This is a genomic window from Calothrix sp. UHCC 0171 (genome assembly GCF_034931845.1).
GTDB lineage: Bacteria > Cyanobacteriota > Cyanobacteriia > Cyanobacteriales > Nostocaceae > Brunnivagina.
In genome coordinates, this window is sequence record NZ_JAYGHN010000053.1 from 1 (window position 1) to 24,681 (window position 24,681).

Sequence of the window (24,681 nt, forward strand, 5' to 3'; positions counted from 1 at the left end):
TTCAAAGAATTAACATAGTAAGTAAAAACCCCATGTTGTTTTTCTTGCCATTCAAAAGCTTTTTGCTGTGCGGTACTTGCAGCTATCAGTGCAAATCCCTCTGCCAACTTATAAACATTGCGAATAAAATCCGGATCGGTTAAATCTCTGCCAAGTTCCACACCACTATGACAAGCATCTAAAGTTAAAACTAATTGACGTGCTTGGCTATCTCGCATGAATTTTTCCACCTCAGCCAAAGATATAGCTCTCGTCTCCAATCAATGTTGCCGAGTATCCCGTGTAATTAAAACAGGTTCCTTTTTATTAACTTCCCTTTCCACCCTGGTACCGTGACAAGCAAAATGCACCCAAAGTAAATCATCTGCCTGCATCTGAGACAAAGTTGCTTCAATTGCGCTTCCACATTGTCACGAGTCGGAAATAAATGGCTGTCTGGCTCCAACTCATCATGTAAGCAAACAACCTCATAACCAACCTGCTTGAGAATATTTGCGATCGCCTTCACATCATTAACGCAAAATTTGAGAGTTCCAAAGTTCGGGTCAATGTAGCGATTTATCCCCACCAGGAATGCCCATCGTTGCGCCATTGTTTTTCTCCAATTCGTTTCCAATCAAAGCTTTAGTATCGAAAAATTCCCAGCGATCGCATAATACACGAGAATCTTGGTGAGTAAAAATTATTGCCAGTTACATATCGCGATCGCGCAGCATCTCCAGAGAAGAAAATGTCACCGCTACCTACCGCAGTGGCATTGGTTCAGAGGGGAATATGAGTGCAGAAAGCTTGTCTTTTTTAGTTGATTTACCAGGATAAATAATTACTTTTCCCCAATCAAAAATTAAAAATTGTCTTCATTAGTAGAAAAACAATTGCACTCAAACCTGCACTTATAGGAACTGTCAGCAACCAAGCAGCAGCAATATTTTTTAAAGTTGAAAATTTCACCAACTTGAAATCTTGCACTAAGCCAATACCTACTACACCACCAACTAATGCATGGGAAGTTGACACAGGTAAACCCAAACGCGATGCCAGCAAAATAGTGGTAGCTGTAGCTAGTTCTGCACAAAAACCGCTACTAGGTTGCAAAGTAATAATACTTTCACCAATGGTTGCAATGACATTTTTACCTAAAATTGCTAAACCTGTAACAATACCCACAGCACCAAGAACCAAAATCCATAATGGTATTTCGATTTCACCTATGGGTACGTTCTTTGTTTTCATAATATATGTAATAGCAGCTAAAGGAGCGATCGCATTTCCGACATCATTAGAACCATGTGCAAATGCGACAAAGCAAGCACTCAATAATTGGTATTTAGCAAAAACTTTTTCGATTGACTGGTTATTATCTTCCCCTGGTTCGTCTTTTTTTTCTACCTTTGCCAATTGTCTCCAGCTATAAACTGTTAACCCAAAAACTGCTACACTCCCTGTAAATAAACTAATTTGATTTGTCGGTATTTGTAAACCAAATTTTTCAATTAATAAATATTGGAAAGGATGGGTTAAAGTTGGCAAAACAATGATTCCAAACGTGCTAATTAAGGCAACACTTAACCAAGGTATCCATTCATTTAATTGGGTAATTTGATTTTTTTGCTGTAAAATCCAACGTTGTATTTGACTGTAAAATAACGCTGCAATTACACCACTAATTACTGGTGTGCATACCCACCCAATAGTAATTAAACGAATTGAGAACCAGTCAATTGCATTCACACCTACAGCTACCCAACTAAAACCAGCGATCGCACCTACAACTGCATGGGAAGATGAAACAGGTAAGCCTCGTGAAGTCGCAATTTGTAACCATAAACCGCAAGCAATGAGTACGGATACCATCCCTGTCAGTAATAATTTTGGTGTATTGATAAATAACTGGGGATTAGCGACATTTGTAGCTAAAGTCTGGGTAACTTCATGCCCAAATAGTACCGCACCTGTAAATTCTAATACTCCAGCAATTATTAAAGCCTGCTTCAATGTTACCGCTTTGGAACCAACCGATGTTCCCATTGCATTAGCAACATCATTTGCACCCAAATTAAAAGCCAGGTAAAACGCTAGAATTGCGACAAAAATTAGACTAATAGACATTTAGATAGACTTTGCAAATTGAACTTAAATTCATTATCTATAAAAATATCTATAAACATTTATCAACCTCCTCTCACGAAAATTTAGTTAGGAAACTTAAAAACGACTTTGTTTTTGGTGTCAGTAGAGTTCGCCGGTATGCATCTGCGGCTTTTTTGATCGCTTCGGCTTGGGTAGGATAGGGATGGATGACGCTGCTAAGTTTGCTTAAACCAATTTTGTTAACAATTGCTGTAGTCACTTCCGAAATCATTTCACCCGCGTGACTGGCAACGATTGTCGCCCCCAATATCTCATCAGAACCTTTGCGGTGAATAATTTTCACAAAACCCTCTTCTTGCCCATCTGCGATCGCTCGATCTACACTATTAAAGGGAATTTTAATAATGTTAATATCTATACCTTTTGCCTGTGCTTGCTCTTCGTACATACCAACATGGGCAATTTCTGGATCAGTATAAGTAACCCAAGGCATAATTAAACTACTTAATTTTTGTTTTCCCCAACCAAACGGTGAAAATAGGGTATTTTTAATTACAATTCGCGCTGCTGCATCTGCTGCATGGGTAAATTTCCAATCCATGCAAATATCACCTGCTGCATATATCTGCGGGTTAGATGTCTGCAAAAAATCATTAACAAATACACCCCGACGCGAATCATATTCAACACCGATAGCATCTAAATTTAGCCCCTCTGTATTGGGTGTCCTGCCTGCACCTGCTAAAATTTCATCAACCGTCACTGAGTCACGTTGACCGTTACTATTAAAGTAAATCCGTTTACCATTACTCACTGTTTCCACAGTTTCAATTTGGCTATTTAAAACTAAGCGAATGCCTTCCCGAATAAATGCATTTTGGACAATTTCCGCCGCATCATAATCTTCTTTATTCAGGATATGTGAACCACGATGAAATAAAATTACTTCACACCCCAATCGTCGAAAAGCTTGTGCTAATTCTGCACCAATCGGACCACCACCAATGACTGCTAATCTTTGAGGTTTTTGAGTCAGTGAAAAAACTGTCTCATTTGTCAAATATCCAGCTGTTTCAATTCCGGGAATTGTCAGTTTTGATGCTCTGGCTCCAGTAGCAATTACAGCTTTTTTAAACCGGAGAGATTTACCAGCGACTTCTACAGTATTTGCACTGTTAAAACTAGCATTTCCTAAAAAAACATCAATCCCTAACTTTTGAAACCTATCCACAGAATCATGATGACTAATACCTGCACGAATTTTCCGCATCCGTGACATGACATAGGGAAAATCCACCTCAACCTGATGAGGGGCAATTACGCCAAATTCCCTAGCTTGCTGCATTTCCCCCACTACGCGCCCAGAACGAATAATGCACTTTGAGGGGACACAGCCATAATTCAAGCAATCTCCACCCATGAGATGCTTTTCTACCAAAGCCACTTTTAATCCGATATCTAAACCCGCAGCACCAGCAGCTACAACTAATCCAGCAGTGCCCCCACCAATTACAACTAAATCATAACAATCTGCGGGCTGAGGATTTACCCAATCTAAGGGATGGACATAGGAAACTAGCCTTTGGTTGTACTCGTCCATTGGACGTACAGAAATTGGTTTTAATTCAGGATTAAACATATTAGTTATCTGTAATTATTTATGTATTCTTAGTCATTAAAACTAATAGCTATACGAAGAACGGTTAGAAAATGAACTTCTCAAATTGCTAATAGCTAACAGCTAATAGCTAACCGCTCGCACTATACTAATAGCTACTAATCATTTAAATCATGGTCTAATGCTTGACGTGCAATACGAGTCACATAAAGTGAAACAGCAACAGTTGCCGCAAAACCAATAATACGAAGTGACCATTGCAAAAATGGGTTAGCTTGTGGAGTTTCCATCCCAATCATAGCTAAATCACTTGTGAGTGAACCAATATAAACATACATAACAGTGCCAGGAATCATGCCAATTGAACCTAAGATATAATCTTTAGTTGATACTTGCGTAATTCCAAAGGCATAATTTAATAAATTGAATGGGAATAATGGTGATAAACGAGTTAAAAATACAATTTTCAAACCTTCACGGGCAACTGCTCTATCCACTGCTTGAAATTTTGGGTATTTTTCCAATAATTGGGAGATGCGATCGCGTGATAAATAGCGACCAATTAAAAAAGCGAATGTGGCACCAATAGTGGCAGCAAAAAACACATAAATTGACCCCCAAAATACACCAAAAATAGCACCACCACCTAGTGTTAATGCTGAACCGGGAATAAATAATACTGTTGCTAAGTTATAGATAATAATGAATGCAATTACCCCAAATGAATCCAGACTTCTCACCCAAACCAATGCTTGTTGCAATAATTCGTGGATATTTAAGGCTTTGGCAATAAGAATTGCAGCCACGAATAAAGTGACTATCAACGCGAATTTTAAAAAGATAATTAACTGAGATTTTCTCATAGTAAAATATTAGTCATATATTTTAAGTTTACAATTTGACTTAAATCAACCAAAATTAAAACAGACAGACAAAAAAGCCTAGCATTCCGTCAAATAATTAATTGTTCGCTATTAACCAATATAGTTAGTTGATGATATAGTTAACTTAAGGTGAGAATAAAGATTACATTGGTTATCTTAAGTAAACCTTATTGAGTTATTAACTATTAATTATTTTTGATGCCTACCATATTGCCAGTGTCGTGCAATTAATTGTCATAATCATGAATCATTACTAAAGAATATATCTCAACAAAATGAGAATCAGCTTAAATTACTCTAAATTTTACACTAAGTATTATTTTTGCCGCGATACCAATATCTGATTCTGGTTGGCGAAACACCGAGAAAATAAGCAATAATCGCCATTTGGTTAATTAAAGTTGTTTTAAAAACTCCTTTTTTTAACCATCGACGTGCAGAAGTTACAACTGCTGTTGGAACAATCTGAATCCGTCCCATCCGTTGTAAACGTCGCATCATTTCAAAATCTTCCATGATTGGAAGTTCGGGGAAACCTCCGACTTGTTCAAATACTTCCTGCTTGATAAAAATGGCTTGGTCTCCGTAGGGAAGATGGAATAAATGCGATCGCACCTTCACACCCCATTCTACTAATCGCAAACTCCATGGTGATGCATTAATTTTCAAATTAAAAGCACCTGCTACAACACCAGGTGATTTTAAGGCTTCGCGGACAACAGTATCAAATTTCGGTGGTAGCTGAGTATCCGCATGGAGAAACAACAAAATATTACCAGTTGCTAATAATGCACCCGCATTCATTTGAGATGCACGACCAGGTAGAGAATGTATAAATTTTATTCCTAATTTTTGCACAATCTCTATTGTATTATCTTGTGAACCTCCATCAACCACAATGATTTCAATATTCTTAGCGGATTGAATTGAGGCAGCTGCAACTTCAATATTTGTAGATTCATTGAGGGTGGGAATTATAATTGAAATCTGATCAGATGTATTATGTTCGTAGTTCATGCTGATTAAAATTTCTCCCCATCCCCACATTTCCAAGTCTCTGTCTCAGTCTTCATAATCAGTATTTACCAAAGCTGATTCACGCTCGAATTGTACGTTGTGCTTTCAAATAAGCAAACACTGATTTATCACCAATATCCGGGGGAATTGCTTGGACAACTTTACGAACTGCAAAAACCAAGAATAAAACTGCCCAAAACCCTAACAACACACGTTCCCACTGCAATGGCAAAATACTCAGCATATGTCCAAGTAGTAACACGGGGACAATTAAGGTTAAAAATTTTGTTTCCAAACGATTAAAACAAAAAGCTTCTTTGAAATAAATTCCTGTGAGTGCGGCGAACGTAAATCCGACTCCTAATATAGTCAAAGGATTCGTATAAACAGTAACAATAAATGGTTGAGGGTCAGCATGAGCGATCGCCAAAGCAGCAATTACACCAATGAGCCAAAAAGCTTGTAGAGTCCGATGTAAAGCTGCCATATAAATATGGATAGTTAATAAACTGACACCAAGAGCAAGGGAAAAACCAGTATATAAAGGTGTGACAAAACGATAAATATCTGGGTTTTTACCGAACAAAACTAACCCACTAGCAACAGCAAAACAGATTGCTGCAATCATTAAACCAGCACGATAGATGATGACACCTTGACGATCGCTCTCATCAATTGTAAATTCGCCGAACTGTCCTTGATATACTTCGGGTGTGGCAACCATAAGAATAGTTAAGGGTGAAGAGTTATAAATATACTCTAAACCTAATTATCTGATTCTGAAAATATTACTCAAATCCCTAGAAGCACTGACTGTATCTAAAAAAATAACTCGACTATCTGCCCCAATTCGCTATTGAATCGCGATCGCGCATTCCCTTGATTAATCGCAATTTCCACCCAGCCATCACTATCAACAATCGCGATCGCTTCTCCAGGATTAACGCTACTATAGGTTTCGGCTCCTGATACTGGGAATCCAGCAATATTCACATGCCAAGGTTTTTCTGGGATGTAGCTACCGGGAATATTGGTAATTAAATTCCCAAATACATCTATATACTGAATGCAACCAACTACACCATTCATGCCGGGGCGACATTTTGGTAATTCCAGTTCGACCAAACTATCTACACTTATCTCGCTACCTAATTCTCGAAGCGGTACGCCATTGGCAAGATGGGCGGCAACAGGCGCAAATATATCCCGACCATGAAATGTGAGACTGGGTTTGGATGTTCGCCAATATTGAGAATTATTTAATTCTACGGCTGCAACTGCGATCGCTTGGGTTAATACCCCACTCAAAATACCATTATCCGGTGAAACTAAAAACCCATTTTCCAATTCTACTGCCACTGCACGACGACTACTTCCCACTTCAGGATCAACCACAGCCAGATGTACTGTGCCATCGGGGAAATAGGGAAAAGCACTCATCAAGCAAAATCTAGCAGCAGCAATATTTTGAGGGGGAATCTGATGCGTCAAATCCACCACTGGGATATTTGGGTTAATTTGAGCGATCGCACCCTTCATCACACCGACATAGACATCGCGATCGGCAAAATCAGTTAACAAAGTTATAAGTCTTGTTTGACTCATTGCCGCCTGAATAACGTCTTCAATAAAGTAAATATATAATAAAGAATATTTTTCTGTAACAAACGTAACTAAATCTATGATATGTTAAATATAGATGACATAGATATAGCTAATAGCAAAGAGGTTCAAGCCATGATTCGCAACAGAGTCGAAGCTGCGAAAAAAGCCCAAGAGGCTCATAAACAAAGTATTTTAAAAAGCCTAGAGCATCGCCTGCAAGTTGCGAGAGCCAAAGGTGATGATAATCTAGTTCGTCAAATCGAAGCTGAGATGAGAAGTTTCGGTTAAAAAGCTAAGGTTAAAAAGCTGAATTGATTTTGGAAATTTTTGAGTTCAAAGCCCGTAAATAAGCGAATGCGGGCTTTTTTGTGTGATCACAAATTATTAAATTATTTTTGCGTGAACATAATCAATGCAGTTTGTGCTAAACCAACAACAACTCCCAAAACTCCACCCAAATTGACGATCGCCTGTAACTCATTCTTGACAATTCCTTCAATTGCGGCTTCTAAATCTGCCGGGGAAGTTGATTTTACGCGATCAACAATTACTTGGTCAATCGAGAGAATTGGAATCACTTGAGCAACAATTTGTTCCAAATCCCGTTCCAGATAGCGTTCGAGAATTAGGGCTAATTCCTTGCTGACAACTTCCAAAGAAGCATTGACAACAGGAGAAGTGCTGAGACGGTTAATTAATATAGCTGCTGTATTATCCCAATCAATCGACTCACTCAAACCTTGAAGCAACTCACCACCGCGATTTTGTAGATAATGGCGGACACTTTCGCGGGTAGTTTTGCGTAACTGCCGGACTGTAGCAATGGGGAGATTTTGTAATGACAGGTTGAGGAGGAATTTTTTGATGCGATCGCGTACACTTAAATCTTGAATGAGTTCACGAATACGCGCATTTGTTGCGTCTTTTTCATCTAAGCAATGGGTTCGCAACCGGGCTAAAGTATTGCGTAAGCCAAATAAATTTGCCACAACCCAATAAGTCCCGCTAGTTTTTTCGCGGAAACTCTCATCGATGGTTTGGATAGTGCGATCGGTGAGAAAATCAACTATAGCCGAGCGGATGGTATCGGCAGGCAAGACGACAGTCAATAACCAGTCAGCCAGACGGAAAGCTTGTTCTTCATTGAGTTGAAACTCAAGTAATACCTGGTCAAAAATTTGATTAATTTGTGCTTCTAAAAAATCTTCGCGGCGTGCCAGCACTTTCAATAAACGTGGTAACGACTCACCCAAAAGGTCACGCAATATCGAGGCTAATATTTTAGCGCTTTTTTGTTCCCGATCCGCTTGGATTTGTTCGAGTGCCATTTGCAATAACCAGTGTATTGCACCCTGCACCCGTTCGGTTTGCAGCAAGCGGCGTGCCAGATTCTGCAATTCCTGGGGTGTTAGTAACGACCCCATAATCGTATCGGAAATATTTTTAGCAAGCCGTTCCTGATTTCGGGGAATTAAACCAGGAGTAAACGGGATGCGTCTTTGACGAATGTATATGGCTCGGTAGGGACGAAATAGCATTTTTATGGCTATATCGTTGGTGAAATAGCCAATAACCCCACCGAGAACCGGGGGTGATATGTAGAGCCAGAGGTGAGACCAATCCATTTTGGATTTCGGATTTCGGATTTCGGATTTTGGATTTTGGATTTCGGATTTGGATTTTGGATTTTTGGATTGTATCTGGGTTTGCAATTCGGTAAGCGTATATTACGAGCAGTTAAACCCCAAGCCAAAATCCTTCTTGAAAGTTTAGCAGCAACCCCGCACGGAGGTGGTTTCGGAAACCAACACTGCCAACTTTTCGCAAAATCTAAAATCTAAAATTTCTTGATGACCAGCACTCCCATCATACCGTTAGCAATGGGGTAGTGTGTGGCATCTGTAAAACCAACTTGTTGAGCGATCGCAATTTGTGCATTACCAAGGGGAAAGCGGTCTAAGCTGGGACTAATGTAAGCGTACTCGTCTTTCATTCCCATTTGTGTAGCGGTGGGAACAACTAAATTATTCAAGTACCATTGTTGAAATTTTCGCATCAGTTCATGACTGGGACGGTGGAAGTCGAGAATTGCCGCTTTGGCACCAGGTTTGAGGACGCGATGCAATTCTTGTAAGCAACGGGGAATATCTGTAACGTTTCGCAAGCCATAGCCCATCGTCGCCGCGTCAAAGTGATTATCCTCGAAAGGTAAATTGAGAACATCGGCTTCAATCCAAGTAATATTCGGTTCTGGGTAGATATTTTCTGCTCTTGCTTGGGCGACTGTCAGTAACTCGCAGGAAAAATCAACTCCGTACACTTGACCCGTTTTACCTATGCGTCGCGCCATTCGCAGAGATAAATCGCCACTGCCACAGCATAAATCAATACAAGTATCTCCCGGTTTTGCTTGGCTCCATTTCACCGCCATTTCTTTCCAAACCCGATGTTGTCCAAAACTCAAGCGATCGTTTAACTCATCGTACACTGGAGCAATTTTGTTAAAAATGCTACGTATTTCATTATTCATTGTCTACAAAAGTTACTAATATGGAATCTTGAATTACGGCGAAATTAATTCTTCCCATTGACATCCAAGGTGAATCTTTCGCCCAATACAACATTAAATACTAACTTGAAATCCGAGTGCGAAATCCAAGTATGAAATTAAGGGCGATGGATTAATTTTAAGTACAAATGCACCCTTTTGCTGTTAGAGCTAATGAAATTAAATTCCAATAAATGCAAGTTTTATAGCAAAGGGAAAAGGCTATGATGCTTATTGAGTATGCATTGACGCTATTTTTGTCACCCCTCCACTCCGGCAACACCTCCTCACCGGAAAAATCTAGCAAGATTATCCAAAATATTGTCTCAAAAGAGTATGCTAAGAGATTATATTCCCCCGGCTTTTCTGATGAGAGATTTCAGTCAACTACTTGCTGATAAAGTTGATGTCATTGCACAACAGTGGGTTGACAGGGTTATTCGTGATGGACAAGTTAAAAGCACAGAACATCTAACTCGTCAAGCTGTTTTGAATCATATTGGCGATGTTTTAACTGCTTTGGCAACTGTTTTAGCTCAAACAGAAGAGAGTGATTTTGAGACGATTGCCCAAGCCAGTTTTAAGCATGGGGCACTCAGAGCCAAACAGGATTTTGATCCTAGAGAAGTTGTGCGGGAGTATCATCTACTCAGAACTACAATTCTTGCGAATGTCAGCGTTGAATTATTGCAGGGAACAGCAGAAGAAGTTCTCCGAGCAATGTCATTAATAGATGCGGTTGTAGATTCCGCCATCGCTCAATGTTTTCATAGTTATGTCGAGGAAAGGTTGCAGGAATTACAACAGGTACAGCATCAATTAAGTTTGACTATTGAAGAACTTCAGCGCCTAGTTAATGCTAATCAAGATAATATTTCCCACCTAGCACATGAGCTAAAAACACCACTTAGCTCGATTATTAATTACTCAGATCTATTTTTACGTCAATCTCGCAAAACAGAAATCAGAGATACAGCAACTAGTTTGACACATATCGAACGGGTTTTGGCAAATGGTCGCAAGCTCCTAACTTTAATTAATGATTCCTTAGAATTATCTCGCTGTGAAGCTGGCAAGATACCGCTAAATGTGGAACCGACAAATGTGCCAATGCTGATTAACACAGTGTCTGAAATTATGGAGCCACTTGCATCTTCCCGTGGATTACAACTATTAGTTGATTACCAAAATCTACCCAATCAAGTGATGACGGATGGGGTGCGACTGCAACAAATTTTGATGAATCTTGTGAGTAATGCGATTCGTTATACGGAAGTAGGTAGTATCTCAATTGTATGTCGTTTGATTTCCCCTCAAGAATGGTCAATCTTAGTTGAAGATACGGGAATTGGCATTGCGGCAAAAGACCATTTACGTATTTTTCAACCTTTTGAGCGTGCAATTATTCCTGGTAAAAATCATCCTGCCGACAGTACGGGATTAGGTTTAGCAATAGTTGATAAATTAGTTCACTTATTGCAAGGGAGAATTTATCTGAGTTCGGAAGTGGGGAAAGGGTCTACATTTACGGTGATTTTTCCCATTGAAATCAAGAGTAATCTCTAGAATTTGGCAGCTTAACAGCATTTTTATCGGGGAGAATTTGCGAGCCATATTTTCTGGCGTAGACTTGGGTAAATTCAGCGCCGAAAAACAAAATTTGCGCGGAATAATAAGTCCAAACTAAAACAATTATAATTGAACCTGCTGCACCATAGGTAGAGCTAAAGCTGTTATTACCTAAGTATAAACCAATTAGTGACTTACCCAGAACAAATAATAAAGCCGTAATAATTGCTCCCACTGATACATCTCCCCAAGTAATTTTCACATCAGGGAGAAATTTAAAAATCATGGCAAATAAAAGGGCGATGACGGTAAATGAAAATATATTATTAATAATTTGCCAAATTAAGTCATTCCCAGGTAATAAACTAATGGTGTAATTACTTATACCTGTGAGTAAAGCACTAATTAAGAGGGATACTAACAGCAGAAAACCGATTACTAGAACCATTGCAAATGATAAGAACCGTTTGCGAATTAGTTGCGTAAATCCCAGATTTGACTTTGGTTTGACTTCCCAAACAGTATTGAGCGCATCTTGAAGTTCTGTAAAGACTCCCGAAGCACCAAATAGAAGAATAGCAATACTCACTAAAGATGCAAATAAACCATTGTTATTAGGTTTAGCGGCATTCTCAATTGCCATTTGAATCACTTCCGCACCATCTTTGCCCAACAATCCTTGTAGTTGGAAAACGATTTCTCCTTTTGCGGCTTCTTCTCCAAAGAAAAAACCAGCAATGGCGATCGCAATTATTAATAAAGGTGCGAGTGAGAAAATTGTGTAATAAGATAAAGCGGCAGCTAGCCGGGATACTTTGTCCTTATTATATTCTTTAAATGACTCTTTTATTAATCTCCAGAATACACGAATCTTCACAGATTTACTCCTCAATTCTCTGCCTAAAATTACTTCAATTAGACCCTTGCTTTTCTCCACGTCTTCGTGTTCTTTGTGATTAACGATCGCTCGTGACTATTTGTCATATTTTCCCTCCTTTTGTACTAAAATTTCTTTAAATCCTTGACTGTGGGTCCATGCAAAACTTCCCCAGTGCAGCTAAAACGGGAACCGTGACAGGGACAATCCCAACTTTTCTCACCACTATTCCAAGCGACAACACAGCCTAAGTGAGGACATACCGCAGAAACCGCATGAATGTTTCCAGCTTCATCTCGGTAAGCAGCTACCTTATCTCCATCAACAGTGACTAGCTTCCCTTCACCTATGCCCACATCATCCAAATTTTTACCCCACCCCTTGAGGCGATCGCCAATCCAATGAGTTCCCACTTCTAGGTTTTGTTTTATACCTTGCGGATTTACAAAAGGAGTGGCGCGAGTTGCATCATATAAATCCGCAGCAGGATTTTTAATCCCTAAAATCGTATCTGCCAGGATCATTCCCGATAGGGTTCCTTTGGTCATTCCCCAGAGGCTAAAGCCTGTAGCAACATAGGTATGGTGACTTAGGGGGGTTAATTTGCCGATGTAGGGTAACTTATCAAAGGAGACAAAATCCTGAGTAGACCAACGATAGTCCAGGGACTCAACACCAAAACGAGAGCGAGTATAATTTTCTAGCTCTAGATACTTTTCTTCAGTATCTTCTACAGCCCCTACCTTGTGACTAGCACCACCAACAAGCAACAATAATTCACCTTCGTAGGGAGTAGTCCGAATTGAGTAATATTTCTCTCCTGAGCCGATATACATTCCCTGTGGTGCTTTGTCAGCAGAGATTTTTGCACCCACAATATAAGAGCGTTTGGGGTATGTTTTGGCAAAGAATAAGCCCTCATCTGCGATCGGGATATTCGTGGCGATGATGATATCTTGTGCCTGGATAGTTCCCTTGTCGGTAATCACTTGGCAGGAATTATCCTCTTCTACCTTCTGAACTCTGGTATTTTCAAATACATAACTGCCATCGCCAGGTATTTGCTGAATCAGATGTAATAAGTATTTGCGCGAGTGAAACTGTGCTTGATTGTCAAACTTAATTGCGCCAGCAATCGGGAAAGGTAGGGAAGTTTCACGGACAAAGGAAGCAGGTAATCCGAGTTTCAGTGCTGCTTCCACCTCTTTTTCAATATCTTGGAGAGTTTCCTCGGTTTCTGCGAATGTATAAGCACTCTGACGACTAAAGTCACAGTCCATTTGTTCTTCGGTAATGGTTTTGGCAACAAATTCTAGTGCTGCTTGGTTCGACTGGGCATAGATGCGGGCTTTTTCTTCACCATGATTTTTAATCAAATCTGCGTAAATTAATTGATGAAGTGAGGTAATTTTGGCTGTCGTATGACCGCTTACACCTGTAGATATTTGTTGAGATTCAATCACTGCCACTGTTTTTCCGGCTCGTTTGAGTAAGATTGCAGCCGTAATTCCCGCAATTCCAGCACCAACAATTGCTACATCCACAGATAGATTATGACTAAGCACTGGAAAATTAGCTGTAGGTGTAGAATCAATCCAATATGAAATGTGTTTTCCTGTTAAGTTAGGCATAATTTAATTCTTGTTCCCGGATAATATTGGATTAGTACAGTTGTTTTGATATAAGGATTCGTACTAAAAAAGGCGATCGCCAAGTTTTATTTTGCTTGTTTCTTGACTTAAAATTAGCTGTGACAATATTCTCAGCTAAAAATCTCCACCAGCAAACATAGTAGTTACTTTAGACTTTTGTCCATCTAAAATTAACCTACCTTATGGATAAATTTGAGTTGTAAATTGGTAGATATATATCAGTCGTAAGGTATATAGTAATCCTATTTAATCTATGAATATCTCATCTATGAATAATGAAAATGACAATAGTTGCGTAAATATTATGACTGTGCCACAACAAACTTTAGAAGATATTGAAGTTCAGTCACTGGTTGAAGAAATTTATACTTTCTGGGGTCATGATTTCCGTAATTATGCCTTCTCTTCCCTCAAACGTAGGATTCAGAGTTTTATTTATGCTGAAGGATTATCGAGTATTGAACAATTACAAAAAAATATATTGTCTGATAAACTCTATTTTCACAAATTTTTATTAGGTTTGACAGTCAATGTGACATCAATGTTTCGCGACCCTAATTTTTATTTGGCTTTTAGAAATGAAGTTATCCCCATATTACATACCTACCCATTTATTCGCATTTGGCACGCTGGATGTTCTAGTGGGGAAGAAGTCTATTCAATGGCTATTTTATTGGCAGAAGAGGGACTATATCAACGTTGTCGGATTTATGCAACTGACTTAAATGAACAAGTTTTGCAAACAGCAAGGCGTGGTATTTTTTCTCTGAAATTAATGCAAAATTACACCCGACTTTACATTCAATCTGGTGGGAAAAAATCTTTTTCCGAATACTATACTGCGGCTTATGATCATGCAATTTTCAGTCCGTCTCTACGCGAAAATATTATCTTTGCTCAACATAATTTAGCAATTGATAGTTCTTTTAATGAGTTTCATGTAATTATTTGCCGCAACGTTTTAATTTACTTTAATCAAACTTTACAAAGTCGCGTTCATGAACTATTTTACCACAGCCTTTGTTCCTTTGGTATTCTTGGTTTAGGCAAGCAAGAGTCAATCAGTTTTACGCCTCACGAGCATGAATATCAAGAGCTTGTCAAAAGAGAAAAGCTCTATCGGAGGGTGAATTAATGTCTTTTAAAATCATCGTTGTGGGTACGTCTTTAGGAGGATTGTTGGCGCTCAAAAAAATGCTAGAAAATATACCAGAAGACATTGGAGTACCGATCGCGATCGTGCAACATCGTCATCCTGATTCTAGGGACACGACGTTGAGGGATTTTTTGCAACAATACACGGCTTTGTCAGTTCGAGAAGTTGAAGACAAAGACAAGATTCAGCCTGGTTATGTTTACCTAACTCCTGCCGATTATCATTTGCTTGTAGAGCCAGGTCATTTTGCCCTTTCGATTGATAAACCCGTTTGTTACGCTCGACCGTCAATTGATGTACTATTTGAATCTGCTGCTGATGTTTATGGTAAGCAAGTGATTGGTGTGATTTTGACAGGAGCCAACGAAGATGGTAGCCGGGGTTTACAGGCGATAAAAGTGCGAGGAGGAATTACCATTGTTCAAGAACCAACCACAGCCGAATGTGCTGTCATGCCCAAAGCTGCAATTGCTGCTGTGACTTGTGTAGACTGGATTTTACCGCTAGAAGAGATAGCCTTGGTACTGGCTAAACTTTGTGACTCTATAGGAAAATAAAACTCATGCAGGCTGAAAGCAAAGTAAATATCCTCCTGGTGGATGATAAACCAGAAAATTTGTTAGCACTAAAGGTAATTTTGGCAGACTTAGAAGAAAATCTAGTGCAAGCGACTTCTGGGGAGGAGGCTTTGCGGTATTTGCTACATCAAGATTTTGCGGTAATTTTGCTGGATGTACAAATGCCTGGGATGGATGGTTTTGAAGCCGCTTCATTAATACGCAGTCGTCAGAAATCGCGCCAAACTCCGATTATTTTCCTAACTGCTTTTAGTACGGACGATAATATGCAGTTTAAAGGTTATGCTGCGGGTGCGGTAGATTATTTACTCAAACCCATAGACCAGCATATCCTAACTTCTAAAGTGAAAATATTTGTTGAACTATATAAAAAATCCGAAGCCTTAAAGCAACAAGCTCAACAGCTTGCTATCTTGAATTCAGAATTGAAGCAAAGTGAAGAAAGATTTCGTTCTTTGAGTACCTCTTCACCTGTCGGTATTTTTGAAATTGATCATCAAGGAAACTGCACATATACAAATCCCCGCTATCAAGCAATTTGCAATATCACAGCAGCAGAATGTTTAGATAAAAGCTGGTTAGAGTTTGTAGAAGCAGATGACAGAGATGCGGCAACAACTAGTTGGTTAAATTATCTTAGTCAAGGTAACGAGTATACTCAAGAATTTCGGTTTTTATTTAAAGAGGATATTGTACGTTGGCTTCGGGTTCGCTGTACACCAATGCTAAGGACTGATGGTAGTATTCAAGGACATGTAGGTACGATAGAAGACATTACCGACCAGAAGAATGCGGAAGCCACTCGCGCTCAAATGTTCCGTGAACAAGCGGCAAGACAGGAAGCAGAAGCCGCAAATAAAATGAAAGATGAGTTTCTGGCTATTCTTTCCCACGAACTGCGTACACCCTTGACAGCAATGTTGGGTTGGTCAAAAATACTACGCACAAAAAAATTAGATGAACAAGGTACATCTCGCGCCCTAGATGCCATTGAACGTAATGCGATCGCACAAACGCAATTAATTGAAGATATTCTTGATGTATCGCGAATTATTAGGGGTCAATTGCGGTTAAATTTAGGTGTTGTCGATTTACAGTTGATCATTACAGCAGCTTTGGATGCAGTGCGCCCGCAAGCAGAAATGAAAAATCTGCAATTAGATATTTGCTTAGATGATCATGTTGGCAAAGTCAGTGGTGATGCAGTTCGCTTGCAGCAAGTTATTTCCAATTTATTAACTAATGCCGTTAAATTTACACCCAAAAATGGGAAGGTAGAAGTAACTTTAAAAAGAGTAGAAACATCCTGGGTAGAAATAGCTGTTAAAGATACAGGTATTGGGATTGAAGCAGAATTTTTACCCAAAGTATTTGAACGTTTTCGTCAAGCCGATAGCTCAACAACGCGATCGCAAAATGGATTAGGCTTGGGACTAGCAATCGTTCATCATTTAGTTGAACTGCATAAAGGTAGCATCAGTGCAGTCAGCCCGGGCAAAGGACAGGGGGCAACTTTCACTGTTAAATTACCACTTTTACAAAACAAACATCATCACTTAAATGCTGGAAATATGTCCTCATCTGCCTCGGCTTTGCTTCCCCTGGCGGGACTGCGAATTTTGATTGTAGATGACGAAGTTGATAATCGTAATTTTCTTTCCTTTATCATCCAAGAACAAGGTGCAAATGTGACGGCGGTGACATCTGCTGATGAGGCATTAGCAGTATTAAAAGAAATTCAACCGGATGTATTAATTAGTGATATTTGTATGCCGGGGGAAGATGGTTACACCTTAATCAAAAAAATACGCACTTTACCAGTAGAAACCGGACAAAAAATTCCGGCGATCGCTTTAACTGCATGTTCCCATGAAGAAGATTGCGCTCAAGCTTTAAATGCTGGTTTTCATGAATATATTTCTAAGCCTTTTGAACCCAGTGATTTAATTACAAGAATTACTAAAATTGCCCGATTATCGTAGGTTTAATTGCGAAATCTTAGTAGGTGATATTGAAGATATTAATTGCGACAATTTTTATAGAGTATAAGAGCAATGACTTCTCAAAAATACGAACAAACTCGCTCATGTGCAAAATGTGGCTATGAAGAAACACGATTTCTCGATGAATTAACCGCAGCATTTGAAGAAACACGCACATGGTATGAACCCTGTTCTAAATGCGGTTCTACAGATTTTAGTGGAGGAAGTAACGCCCTGCCCCTACTCTCTCGTCAACAATTAGAACTTTGGGCTATTAACGACGAGCTTCATTTCTCACAACAAGACGAAGATTTGATTCTCGCAAGTTCAATTAATTTAGAATTGCTGCTAGAATTTCTAGACTCTCCTCAAACCCATATCTGGCAAAGAAGAACTTTAGCCTCTGCGCTCTACGTACTTTGGTACGATGCTTATCCCGAAACGGGCGAAAGCTATCTACACAATGCCGAATTTGCCAAAAAAGTTGCTCTTGAAATTAATCAACGCACTTCACTATTGATTGAATTGGGAGCCTCAAAATCCGAAGAATTTGGCGAACCGCTTTGGTATTTAGGGAGCTATCTTACAGAAGAATTTGAAAAACACAAGCCTTAAACCTCACACTCTACTTGAATGAATTTGGTTAACGCTAACACAACGGCAATTTTGCGGGAGGAATATCCACACCGCTTTCCTGCCTCCCCTACGTGTATTTAAGCGCAAAGCCCAGGCTACGCCAACGAAAATCAAATAGTAATCGCATATAAGCAGCACTTGTGTTTTTTTACATCGTTTTGATAGTGGGTATTTCGGCGAACCTAATATAAAAATTAGGGTCAGATTTTGTGCGAGTAATTAACCAATCTTGGTAAGATTTCCGGAACATAAATTTATTTCTTGGTATCTATCTTCTAGTAAAAATTGGCAGGTGTCAAGAATTTAAGCCGTATTTGCACTGATGCAATATTTTTTGCCAGTACGTTATTTTACATGTAATTAAGGTTTAAATTCAAGATTTGATAACTGTGACAATTTCATAATCCAAAGTGGGGTTAGCGGGATGAAATCGCCAGAGGAACGTGAACAAGAATTACAGCGTCTCGAAAGAGAACTTCGACAAAAGGAAACTGAATTACGGTTAAAAGAACTAGATGCCGAAGTTAATCAAAAAGATATTCAATTTTATCAAACAAAAAAAGTAAAAGAGGAAGTAAAGGGACAGTTATGGAAAGGTAAAGCAGTTCTCGGATTGAAATTATTTGGGCTGGGAGTCGTCGCTTTGATTGCAGTTAGAGTTGCGTCTGTATTTGCCAATATATTTATTATTGGAGCCTTAGCGTTTGCTGGTTATAAATTATTTTTGGAAAAGAAAAAGTAGTTGTTCAAAAATATATTGTAGTAGATATTAGGAATAAAGTGCATGACAGGTAAATTTGGAACAGATAGTTTTATTAATGATTTAGAGCGTGTTGTTCAAGTTCGTGCCGAAGTTGCAGTATCTCTCAATCAAATTGCTGATACTATTAATGCCGCCGAAATAGCTGGTGGTAATAGTTCTGGGAAACTCAGTTTGGAACGCGATATTGAAGATATGCGTGTCGCGAGTCAAAACCTTCGTAGCGGTGTGTTTCGTCTCATGGTTTTGGGTGATATGAAACGGGGTAAAAGCACATTTTTAAATGCTTTAATTGGCGAGAAAATATTACCTAGTGATGTCAATCCCTGTACTGCACTGTTAACTGTATTACGTTATGGTTCGCAGAAAAAAGTCACAGTACATTTCAATGATAGTAAACCTCCTCAAGATATGGGGTTTGATGAATTTAAACACAAATATACTATTGATCCGGCGGAAGCAAAAAGATTAGAGCAAGATAATAAACCAGCTTTTCCTGATGTCAGTCATGCAATCGTAGAATATCCCTTAGCCTTGCTAGAAAAAGGAGTTGAAATTGTTGATAGTCCCGGCTTAAATGATACAGAAGCACGGAATGAATTATCACTAGGCTATATTAATAATTGTCATGCAATTCTTTTTGTCTTACGTGCATCACAACCCTGCACTTTAGGAGAAAGAAGATATTTAGAAAATTATATTAAAGGTCGGGGTTTATCGGTATTCTTTTTAGTCAATGCCTGGGATCAAGTCAAAGAAGCATTAATTGATCCAGATGATGATGATGAATTACGCGAATCAGAGGCACGTTTACGGAAAGTTTTCCAAGCTAACCTTAGTGAATACTGTATAGTTGACGGTCAAAATGTTTACAATGAACGAGTTTTTGAACTGTCCTCAATTCAAGCACTTCGCAAACGTTTAAAAAATCCCCAAGCAGACTTAGAGGGGACGGGTTTTCCCGAATTTATGAGTGCATTAAATATCTTTCTGACTCGTGAACGGGCTGTAGCGGAGTTGCGACAGGTGCGAACCTTAGCCCGTCAAGCAGGAAACAACACCAAAGAAGCAATTCAAAGACGGATACCTTTACTAGACAAGGGAGTAGAAGAATTGCGATCGCGTATCAATTCAGTCGAACCCGAATTTAACAAGCTTACCAATATTCGTGACCAATTCAAAACTGAAATTCTGCAAACACGGGATAACCAAGCACATGGAATATCTGAGTCATTCCGCAGTTATGTGTTGAAATTGGGCGATACTTTTGAAACTGATTTTCTTCGCTACCAACCAGAGTTAAATATGCTGGACTTCCTCAGCAGTGGCAAACGGGAAGCATTTAATCTGGCGCTGCAAAAAGCATTTGAACAATATGTCACTGATAAATTTGCAGCTTGGAGTTTAACCGCAGAAAAAGATATTAATGCAGCTTTTGCAAAACTTTCTAGTAGTGCGGCAAAGTACGGTAATTCCTACAGTCAAATTACCAATCAAATCACCGAAAAACTCACAGGTGAAAAAGTTCGAGTCAATGCCAACATTTCCAGTGAAGAAGATCATTCTCCCGGTTGGGCAAAATGGGCAATGGGCTTGTTTTCTCTCTCACGGGGAAATTTAGCTGGTTTCGCAATGGCGGGTGCAGGATTTGATTGGAAAAGTATCTTACTGAACTACTTTACAGTGTTTGGAATTAGTGCTTTATTAGGAACATTAGTAGCTCCTATTTTGGGACCCATTGCTATTCCCTTACTAGGGTTAGGGGTAGGGTTTTTGCAAGCAGATCAAGCGAGAAAAGAGTTAGTTAAAACTGCGAAGAAAGAGTTAGTTAAATATCTACCAAAAGTTGCTAATGAGCAATCTAAGACTGTTTATGATGCAGTTAAAGAATGCTTTGATGCTTACGAGCGTGAAGTGAGTCTCAGAATTAATGATGATATCCAATCACGGAAATCTGAATTAGATAATTTACTCAAGCAAAAGGGAAATCACGAAATTAATCGTGAAAATGAATTAAAACGCTTACAGAAGTTAGAAGCTGATGTATACGCTGAGGTGCAAACTATTGAGACAGCTTACAATAAACTGTTAGCTTATTACAGTTAATAACTCACCAAAACCCTCTAATAAAATAAACATCCTCGACTTATTGAAGTCGGGGATAAAAAAATATATAAGCTGGCATGAAAGTATAAATAAATATATAGCGCTTCTCGGTTGCATCCAATACACTAACCTAACCCCCAACCCCTTCCCTGCAAGGGAAGGGGAGCAAGATAAATGTATTTCACTTGTATGAAAACCGCTATAAACAAAATTATAAAAATTAGGGCATATGCAAAACCATAAAAACTACCAGTCATTTATAGAATTACTAAAAAATACATCTAAATTACTTGATTTAAATAGAAAATCACCATTACATCAAGATATATTAGCAGTTTGTAACTATCTAAATAACCCCAATTTTCGGATTGCAGTCTTTGGTCCTTTTAATCACGGCAAATCAACTTTGTTGAATGCCATGTTAGGTAGTAAAACCCTACCAATTGATTTAATCCCCAGCACTGGAGCCGCAATTACTGTTAGATATGGCAGTGATATCAGAACTCGAATTATCCTTGCAAATGGTAGTGAAATACATCGTAGTGGTACTGATATTTTAAAAGAATTTGCCATTCTTGATCAGAATCGGAGAATGCGAGATGATGTGGCATCTGTTGAAGTATTTTATCCCCATTCATTTTTAGAAACTGGGATTGAATTTCTCGATTTACCAGGTACAAATGACCGGGAAGCACAAGATAATTTGGTTAGAGAGCAATTATTGAGTGCTGATTTAGTAGTGCAATTACTCGATGCACGCAAGCTAATGACTTTAGGAGAACGAGAAAATTTGCGCGATTGGTTATTAGATCGAGGGATTAAAACAGTTATTTTTGTCGCTAATTTTATTAATTTATTAGAACCAGAAGAACAAAAAGAAGTTCAAAATAGATTACGGTTTGTTGCTGAAAGTTTTCGGGCTGAATTACCTTCAGGTTTTAGCAATTTATATCGAGTTGATGCATTGCCTGCTTTACGTGCAAGGCTCAAAGGTGATGTTGCAGCAGCAAATATAAGCGGTTTAGTTGAATTTGAAACTGCATTGCAAAACATTGCTGTCATTTTAAAACAAAATAATCAAGCAGTAAGTAAGCCAAGAGTACAAGCCGTTGCTTTAAAACTGCAAATAGCATTAAAAGATAAAATTAATCCGATTCAAGATGAAGTACAAAAAATTAATAATAAAAATAATGCTGCAAATGAAATCAAAAGAAAAGCCGCAGATTTAATTCAACAAGGTTTCTCTGCAAGTATCGCTAAATTGCGTCAATGGCTATCTTTAGCAAACTTACGTGAAAAATATCAAGGTGATGCCGCGATCGCTTTAGCACAAGATAATTTTTCTAATTGGGAACGGGAAACTTTAAAAAATGATTTACAGCCATTACAGCAAGCAGTAATTAAATGGTTATATCAAGCATATGATTTTTTTCAAAATGAAAGACCAGAGGATTTATTAATACCTGTTCCTAAACATCCGCAGGTTACTTTACCTCCTCGAAATACTAATTCTGGTGATTTAAGTGAACCAGGCTCACTTGCTGTGGGTAGCGGTATTGGTTGGGTTTTAGGTGGTCCCTTAGGTGCAGCAGTTTTAGGGAGTATTTCTTATCTAGTTAATAAAAATATACAAAAACAAGATGAGAAATCAGCAAATGAATCCTATCATCAGCAAGTAGCAACATTGTGTCTTGATGCAGTTGACGAGTATTTAAGCGAGTTTAGTCGTCAGGGATTATCAATATTAGCAGAGTGCGATCGCAAATCGGCAAAGGTAATTAAATTTATTGAAAATCCTGATTCTTTAGATATTATTCAAAAACGTCAACAGTTACAGAAATGGCAAAATAGTTTGATTGAGTTAAATCAACAATTAGAAAGTTATTTCAGTATTTCTATACCTAATGAATTTAAAGTTGAAATAGAAACACCAAAAAATCATCAATCTGTATATCGCTCTCAAGGAGTTGGTATTAGAGAAGATGTTGGCACTAAAAGAGTAGTGGAAGTCAAAAACAACGGAACAGCGACTCAAGCTCAAGAGCAGCAAACACAAGCGAAAACATCAACAAAAGAAACTCATTCTGCTCCTTATTCTCATGTTTACAAAACTGATTGCAAACGACCTAAGTTTGATGAACTAGATGCAAATTTTCGTAAGTGGGAAATTGATCAGGAAATTGCCAAAATGAAAGCAGAAATGGGTGTTTCTGGATACCAAAAACGTCAACAACAAAATACAAATACATCTAATCAGACTTCTACCCAGCAACCAAAAAAACAACTTGAAATTGAAAAAATAACTCGTGCTTATAAACTATTAGGTTTACCAAGCGATGCATCAATTGATGCAATTAAACAAGCATATAGAAAATTAGTCAAACAATGGCATCCTGATTTATTTGTTAGTAATCCTCAGCAATTAAAGCAAGCACAAGAAAAAATGCATTTAATTAATGATGCTTATAATTGGTTAACTGATGGTCATTAATGTTCTCACACCGAAGTCTTGCTCACCTTTGGGAAATTGCAAGCGAGACCCTTGCACTACTTATTTTTATATGATTCCTTACTGTTTGATGAGCAACCGGATTTCTTCCTCCATGACTATAGGATTAATATTTAATTTATAATCTGGAAAAATCGCCAGTTATCCTAAGCAATTAAACCAGCACGTTGAAATACTTCATCAGGAGTAATTTCTAATCCTGGTAACAAATCATCACTAATTAATCGATTTTCTCGATAGGTAGCAGGAACGCAAGCAGGTGCAAATATAGTAATGGTTCTGGCTTTTGTATCCACAACCCAAACCCTGAGAACACCAGCTTTGATATAGTCAGTAGCTTTTTCGGTCATCTCGCCAAAAGTTTGACCGGGGGAAATAATTTCTACAACTAATTCTGGAGAAACCGGACAGGGTTCATCTTTTAACCAATCAGCAGGAAGCAATTTATAAGAAACATAAGTCAAATCGGGAACAGGCATCCAGTTCTCATTTTCAATCTTTAATTTTATTGCCCATTCAACTTCCACACGACCTTGATTTTGCAAGCATCGATCTAGAAGAATAAGTAAAGTTTTTTGAAACCGAGAATGAAAAAATTTAGGAGATATTTCCTCAGTTTTATATTTGGGGACAGCTGCACCGTTGACGAACTCATAGGTAACATCACCTTCAGGAAGGGCAAGAAATTCTTCCAATGTGAGACGTTTATTTGGAGACTGAACCATAGTTAGTAAATAAAGATAGAAAGGGTTTATTTTAGTTTAGGTGATTTATGCGTAAAGCTAGCCTCACGGTATTTTATTTTTTAAGGTATCCCAGCTTGTTGAAAAATGTCTTGAGATGTAAATGTAATTTCTTCTAGTAGAGAATCAGCTAAAGTATCTTTACCTCTTTTTGTCTGCGGTGGTGCGTCGGGGTAAAAAATAGTAATAGCTTTGGCTTTTGCATCCACAACCCAAACCCTAAAAACCCCTGCTTGCAGATAATCGGTGGCTTTTTCGGTCATTTCTGCAAAAGTTTGGTCGGGTGAAATAATTTCGATCGCCAGTTCTGGAGGAACAGGACAAGCTTCGTCTATAACGACATCTCGATA

The 24,681-nt window shown here is 38.6% G+C and carries 23 protein-coding genes; 9 read left to right on the forward strand and 14 right to left on the reverse strand.

The features are described 5' to 3' along the window. The 8 genes from VB733_RS24635 to VB733_RS24670 form a co-directional block, all read right to left on the reverse strand. Positions 1-218, reverse strand: a 218-nt coding sequence (locus tag VB733_RS24635) for a hypothetical protein (protein WP_323342691.1), incomplete at its 3' end; no start/stop codon positions are given. Positions 219-286: 68 nt separating this feature from the next. Next, positions 287-592 (reverse strand): caspase family protein, encoded by a 306-nt coding sequence (locus VB733_RS24640; RefSeq protein WP_323342692.1) that lies wholly within the window; start codon positions 590-592, stop codon positions 287-289. Positions 593-837: 245 nt separating this feature from the next. Then, on the reverse strand, positions 838-2,109 hold the full coding sequence (locus VB733_RS24645; RefSeq protein ID WP_323342693.1) for an anion permease: 1,272 nt from the start codon (positions 2,107-2,109) through the stop codon (positions 838-840). A gap of 73 nt (positions 2,110-2,182) precedes the next feature. Next, on the reverse strand, positions 2,183-3,730 hold the full coding sequence (locus tag VB733_RS24650) for a mercuric reductase (protein ID WP_323342694.1): 1,548 nt from the start codon (positions 3,728-3,730) through the stop codon (positions 2,183-2,185). A gap of 137 nt (positions 3,731-3,867) precedes the next feature. Then, positions 3,868-4,572, reverse strand: coding sequence for a TVP38/TMEM64 family protein (locus tag VB733_RS24655; protein WP_323342695.1), 705 nt, complete (start codon positions 4,570-4,572; stop codon positions 3,868-3,870). Between the two features lie 330 nt (positions 4,573-4,902). Further along, complete coding sequence (locus tag VB733_RS24660; RefSeq protein ID WP_323342696.1) at positions 4,903-5,610, reverse strand: TIGR04283 family arsenosugar biosynthesis glycosyltransferase; 708 nt, start codon at positions 5,608-5,610, stop codon at positions 4,903-4,905. A gap of 79 nt (positions 5,611-5,689) precedes the next feature. Continuing rightward, positions 5,690-6,334, reverse strand: coding sequence for a DUF2301 domain-containing membrane protein (locus VB733_RS24665; protein ID WP_323342697.1), 645 nt, complete (start codon positions 6,332-6,334; stop codon positions 5,690-5,692). A gap of 95 nt (positions 6,335-6,429) precedes the next feature. After that, positions 6,430-7,215 (reverse strand): SAM-dependent chlorinase/fluorinase, encoded by a 786-nt coding sequence (locus VB733_RS24670; protein ID WP_323342698.1) that lies wholly within the window; start codon positions 7,213-7,215, stop codon positions 6,430-6,432. 132 nt (positions 7,216-7,347) lie between these two features. Between VB733_RS24670 and VB733_RS24675 the strand changes: the two genes are divergently transcribed. Continuing rightward, positions 7,348-7,503, forward strand: coding sequence for a hypothetical protein (locus tag VB733_RS24675; RefSeq protein WP_323342699.1), 156 nt, complete (start codon positions 7,348-7,350; stop codon positions 7,501-7,503). A 101-nt stretch (positions 7,504-7,604) separates the two neighbouring features. Here the strand turns inward: VB733_RS24675 and VB733_RS24680 are convergent, their stop codons facing one another. Next, the gene (locus VB733_RS24680) at positions 7,605-8,840 is read right to left on the reverse strand and encodes a DUF445 domain-containing protein (RefSeq protein WP_323342700.1); all 1,236 of its coding nucleotides are present in this window, start codon (positions 8,838-8,840) and stop codon (positions 7,605-7,607) included. Between the two features lie 212 nt (positions 8,841-9,052). Then, positions 9,053-9,745, reverse strand: a complete 693-nt coding sequence (ubiE, locus tag VB733_RS24685) for a bifunctional demethylmenaquinone methyltransferase/2-methoxy-6-polyprenyl-1,4-benzoquinol methylase UbiE (protein ID WP_323342701.1) — start codon at positions 9,743-9,745, stop codon at positions 9,053-9,055. A gap of 387 nt (positions 9,746-10,132) precedes the next feature. Between ubiE and VB733_RS24690 the strand changes: the two genes are divergently transcribed. Then, a complete protein-coding gene (locus VB733_RS24690; protein ID WP_323342702.1) occupies positions 10,133-11,329 on the forward strand; it encodes a HAMP domain-containing sensor histidine kinase in 1,197 nt (398 codons plus the stop codon). On the opposite strand, the gene VB733_RS24695 is transcribed toward VB733_RS24690, so the two are convergent. After that, entirely contained in the window at positions 11,313-12,209 is an 897-nt protein-coding gene (locus tag VB733_RS24695) for a YihY/virulence factor BrkB family protein (protein ID WP_323342703.1), read from the reverse strand. The genes VB733_RS24690 and VB733_RS24695 overlap by 17 nt on opposite strands. 125 nt (positions 12,210-12,334) lie before the next feature. Next, complete coding sequence (locus VB733_RS24700; protein ID WP_323342704.1) at positions 12,335-13,840, reverse strand: FAD-dependent oxidoreductase; 1,506 nt, start codon at positions 13,838-13,840, stop codon at positions 12,335-12,337. A gap of 325 nt (positions 13,841-14,165) precedes the next feature. On the opposite strand from VB733_RS24700, the gene VB733_RS24705 reads away from it, so the two are divergent. The 7 genes from VB733_RS24705 to VB733_RS24735 all read left to right on the forward strand — a co-directional run bounded on the left by VB733_RS24705 (position 14,166) and on the right by VB733_RS24735 (position 23,570). Beyond that, positions 14,166-14,996 (forward strand): protein-glutamate O-methyltransferase CheR, encoded by an 831-nt coding sequence (locus VB733_RS24705; protein WP_323342713.1) that lies wholly within the window; start codon positions 14,166-14,168, stop codon positions 14,994-14,996. Next, the gene (locus VB733_RS24710) at positions 14,996-15,574 is read left to right on the forward strand and encodes a chemotaxis protein CheB (protein WP_323342705.1); all 579 of its coding nucleotides are present in this window, start codon (positions 14,996-14,998) and stop codon (positions 15,572-15,574) included. The genes VB733_RS24705 and VB733_RS24710 overlap by 1 nt, the downstream gene beginning before the upstream one ends. Positions 15,575-15,579: 5 nt before the next feature. Further along, positions 15,580-17,577, forward strand: a complete 1,998-nt coding sequence (locus VB733_RS24715; protein WP_323342706.1) for a response regulator — start codon at positions 15,580-15,582, stop codon at positions 17,575-17,577. Between the two features lie 72 nt (positions 17,578-17,649). Then, on the forward strand, positions 17,650-18,192 hold the full coding sequence (locus VB733_RS24720; protein ID WP_323342707.1) for a hypothetical protein: 543 nt from the start codon (positions 17,650-17,652) through the stop codon (positions 18,190-18,192). Positions 18,193-18,637: 445 nt separating this feature from the next. Further along, positions 18,638-18,955 (forward strand): hypothetical protein, encoded by a 318-nt coding sequence (locus VB733_RS24725; RefSeq protein WP_323342708.1) that lies wholly within the window; start codon positions 18,638-18,640, stop codon positions 18,953-18,955. Between the two features lie 42 nt (positions 18,956-18,997). Beyond that, entirely contained in the window at positions 18,998-21,079 is a 2,082-nt protein-coding gene (locus VB733_RS24730; RefSeq protein ID WP_323342709.1) for a dynamin family protein, read from the forward strand. A 229-nt stretch (positions 21,080-21,308) separates the two neighbouring features. Next, complete coding sequence (locus tag VB733_RS24735) at positions 21,309-23,570, forward strand: dynamin family protein (protein WP_323342710.1); 2,262 nt, start codon at positions 21,309-21,311, stop codon at positions 23,568-23,570. 164 nt (positions 23,571-23,734) lie between these two features. Here the strand turns inward: VB733_RS24735 and VB733_RS24740 are convergent, their stop codons facing one another. Together VB733_RS24740 and VB733_RS24745 are read right to left on the reverse strand one after the other, a co-directional pair. Continuing rightward, positions 23,735-24,313, reverse strand: a complete 579-nt coding sequence (locus tag VB733_RS24740) for a Uma2 family endonuclease (protein ID WP_323342711.1) — start codon at positions 24,311-24,313, stop codon at positions 23,735-23,737. An 80-nt stretch (positions 24,314-24,393) separates the two neighbouring features. Then, positions 24,394-24,681, reverse strand: a 288-nt coding sequence (locus VB733_RS24745) for a Uma2 family endonuclease (RefSeq protein WP_323342712.1), incomplete at its 5' end; no start/stop codon positions are given.

Coding starts and splice junctions, on each gene's coding strand:
- VB733_RS24640 (WP_323342692.1), bottom strand. CDS start 592: ATGGCGCAACGATGGGCATTCCTGGTGGGGATAAATCGCTACATTGAC.
- VB733_RS24645 (WP_323342693.1), bottom strand. CDS start 2,109: ATGTCTATTAGTCTAATTTTTGTCGCAATTCTAGCGTTTTACCTGGCT.
- VB733_RS24650 (WP_323342694.1), bottom strand. CDS start 3,730: ATGTTTAATCCTGAATTAAAACCAATTTCTGTACGTCCAATGGACGAG.
- VB733_RS24655 (WP_323342695.1), bottom strand. CDS start 4,572: ATGAGAAAATCTCAGTTAATTATCTTTTTAAAATTCGCGTTGATAGTC.
- VB733_RS24660 (WP_323342696.1), bottom strand. CDS start 5,610: ATGAACTACGAACATAATACATCTGATCAGATTTCAATTATAATTCCC.
- VB733_RS24665 (WP_323342697.1), bottom strand. CDS start 6,334: ATGGTTGCCACACCCGAAGTATATCAAGGACAGTTCGGCGAATTTACA.
- VB733_RS24670 (WP_323342698.1), bottom strand. CDS start 7,215: ATGAGTCAAACAAGACTTATAACTTTGTTAACTGATTTTGCCGATCGC.
- VB733_RS24675 (WP_323342699.1), top strand. CDS start 7,348: ATGATTCGCAACAGAGTCGAAGCTGCGAAAAAAGCCCAAGAGGCTCAT.
- VB733_RS24680 (WP_323342700.1), bottom strand. CDS start 8,840: ATGGATTGGTCTCACCTCTGGCTCTACATATCACCCCCGGTTCTCGGT.
- ubiE (WP_323342701.1), bottom strand. CDS start 9,745: ATGAATAATGAAATACGTAGCATTTTTAACAAAATTGCTCCAGTGTAC.
- VB733_RS24690 (WP_323342702.1), top strand. CDS start 10,133: ATGAGAGATTTCAGTCAACTACTTGCTGATAAAGTTGATGTCATTGCA.
- VB733_RS24700 (WP_323342704.1), bottom strand. CDS start 13,840: ATGCCTAACTTAACAGGAAAACACATTTCATATTGGATTGATTCTACA.
- VB733_RS24705 (WP_323342713.1), top strand. CDS start 14,166: ATGACTGTGCCACAACAAACTTTAGAAGATATTGAAGTTCAGTCACTG.
- VB733_RS24710 (WP_323342705.1), top strand. CDS start 14,996: ATGTCTTTTAAAATCATCGTTGTGGGTACGTCTTTAGGAGGATTGTTG.
- VB733_RS24715 (WP_323342706.1), top strand. CDS start 15,580: ATGCAGGCTGAAAGCAAAGTAAATATCCTCCTGGTGGATGATAAACCA.
- VB733_RS24720 (WP_323342707.1), top strand. CDS start 17,650: ATGACTTCTCAAAAATACGAACAAACTCGCTCATGTGCAAAATGTGGC.
- VB733_RS24725 (WP_323342708.1), top strand. CDS start 18,638: ATGAAATCGCCAGAGGAACGTGAACAAGAATTACAGCGTCTCGAAAGA.
- VB733_RS24730 (WP_323342709.1), top strand. CDS start 18,998: ATGACAGGTAAATTTGGAACAGATAGTTTTATTAATGATTTAGAGCGT.
- VB733_RS24735 (WP_323342710.1), top strand. CDS start 21,309: ATGCAAAACCATAAAAACTACCAGTCATTTATAGAATTACTAAAAAAT.
- VB733_RS24740 (WP_323342711.1), bottom strand. CDS start 24,313: ATGGTTCAGTCTCCAAATAAACGTCTCACATTGGAAGAATTTCTTGCC.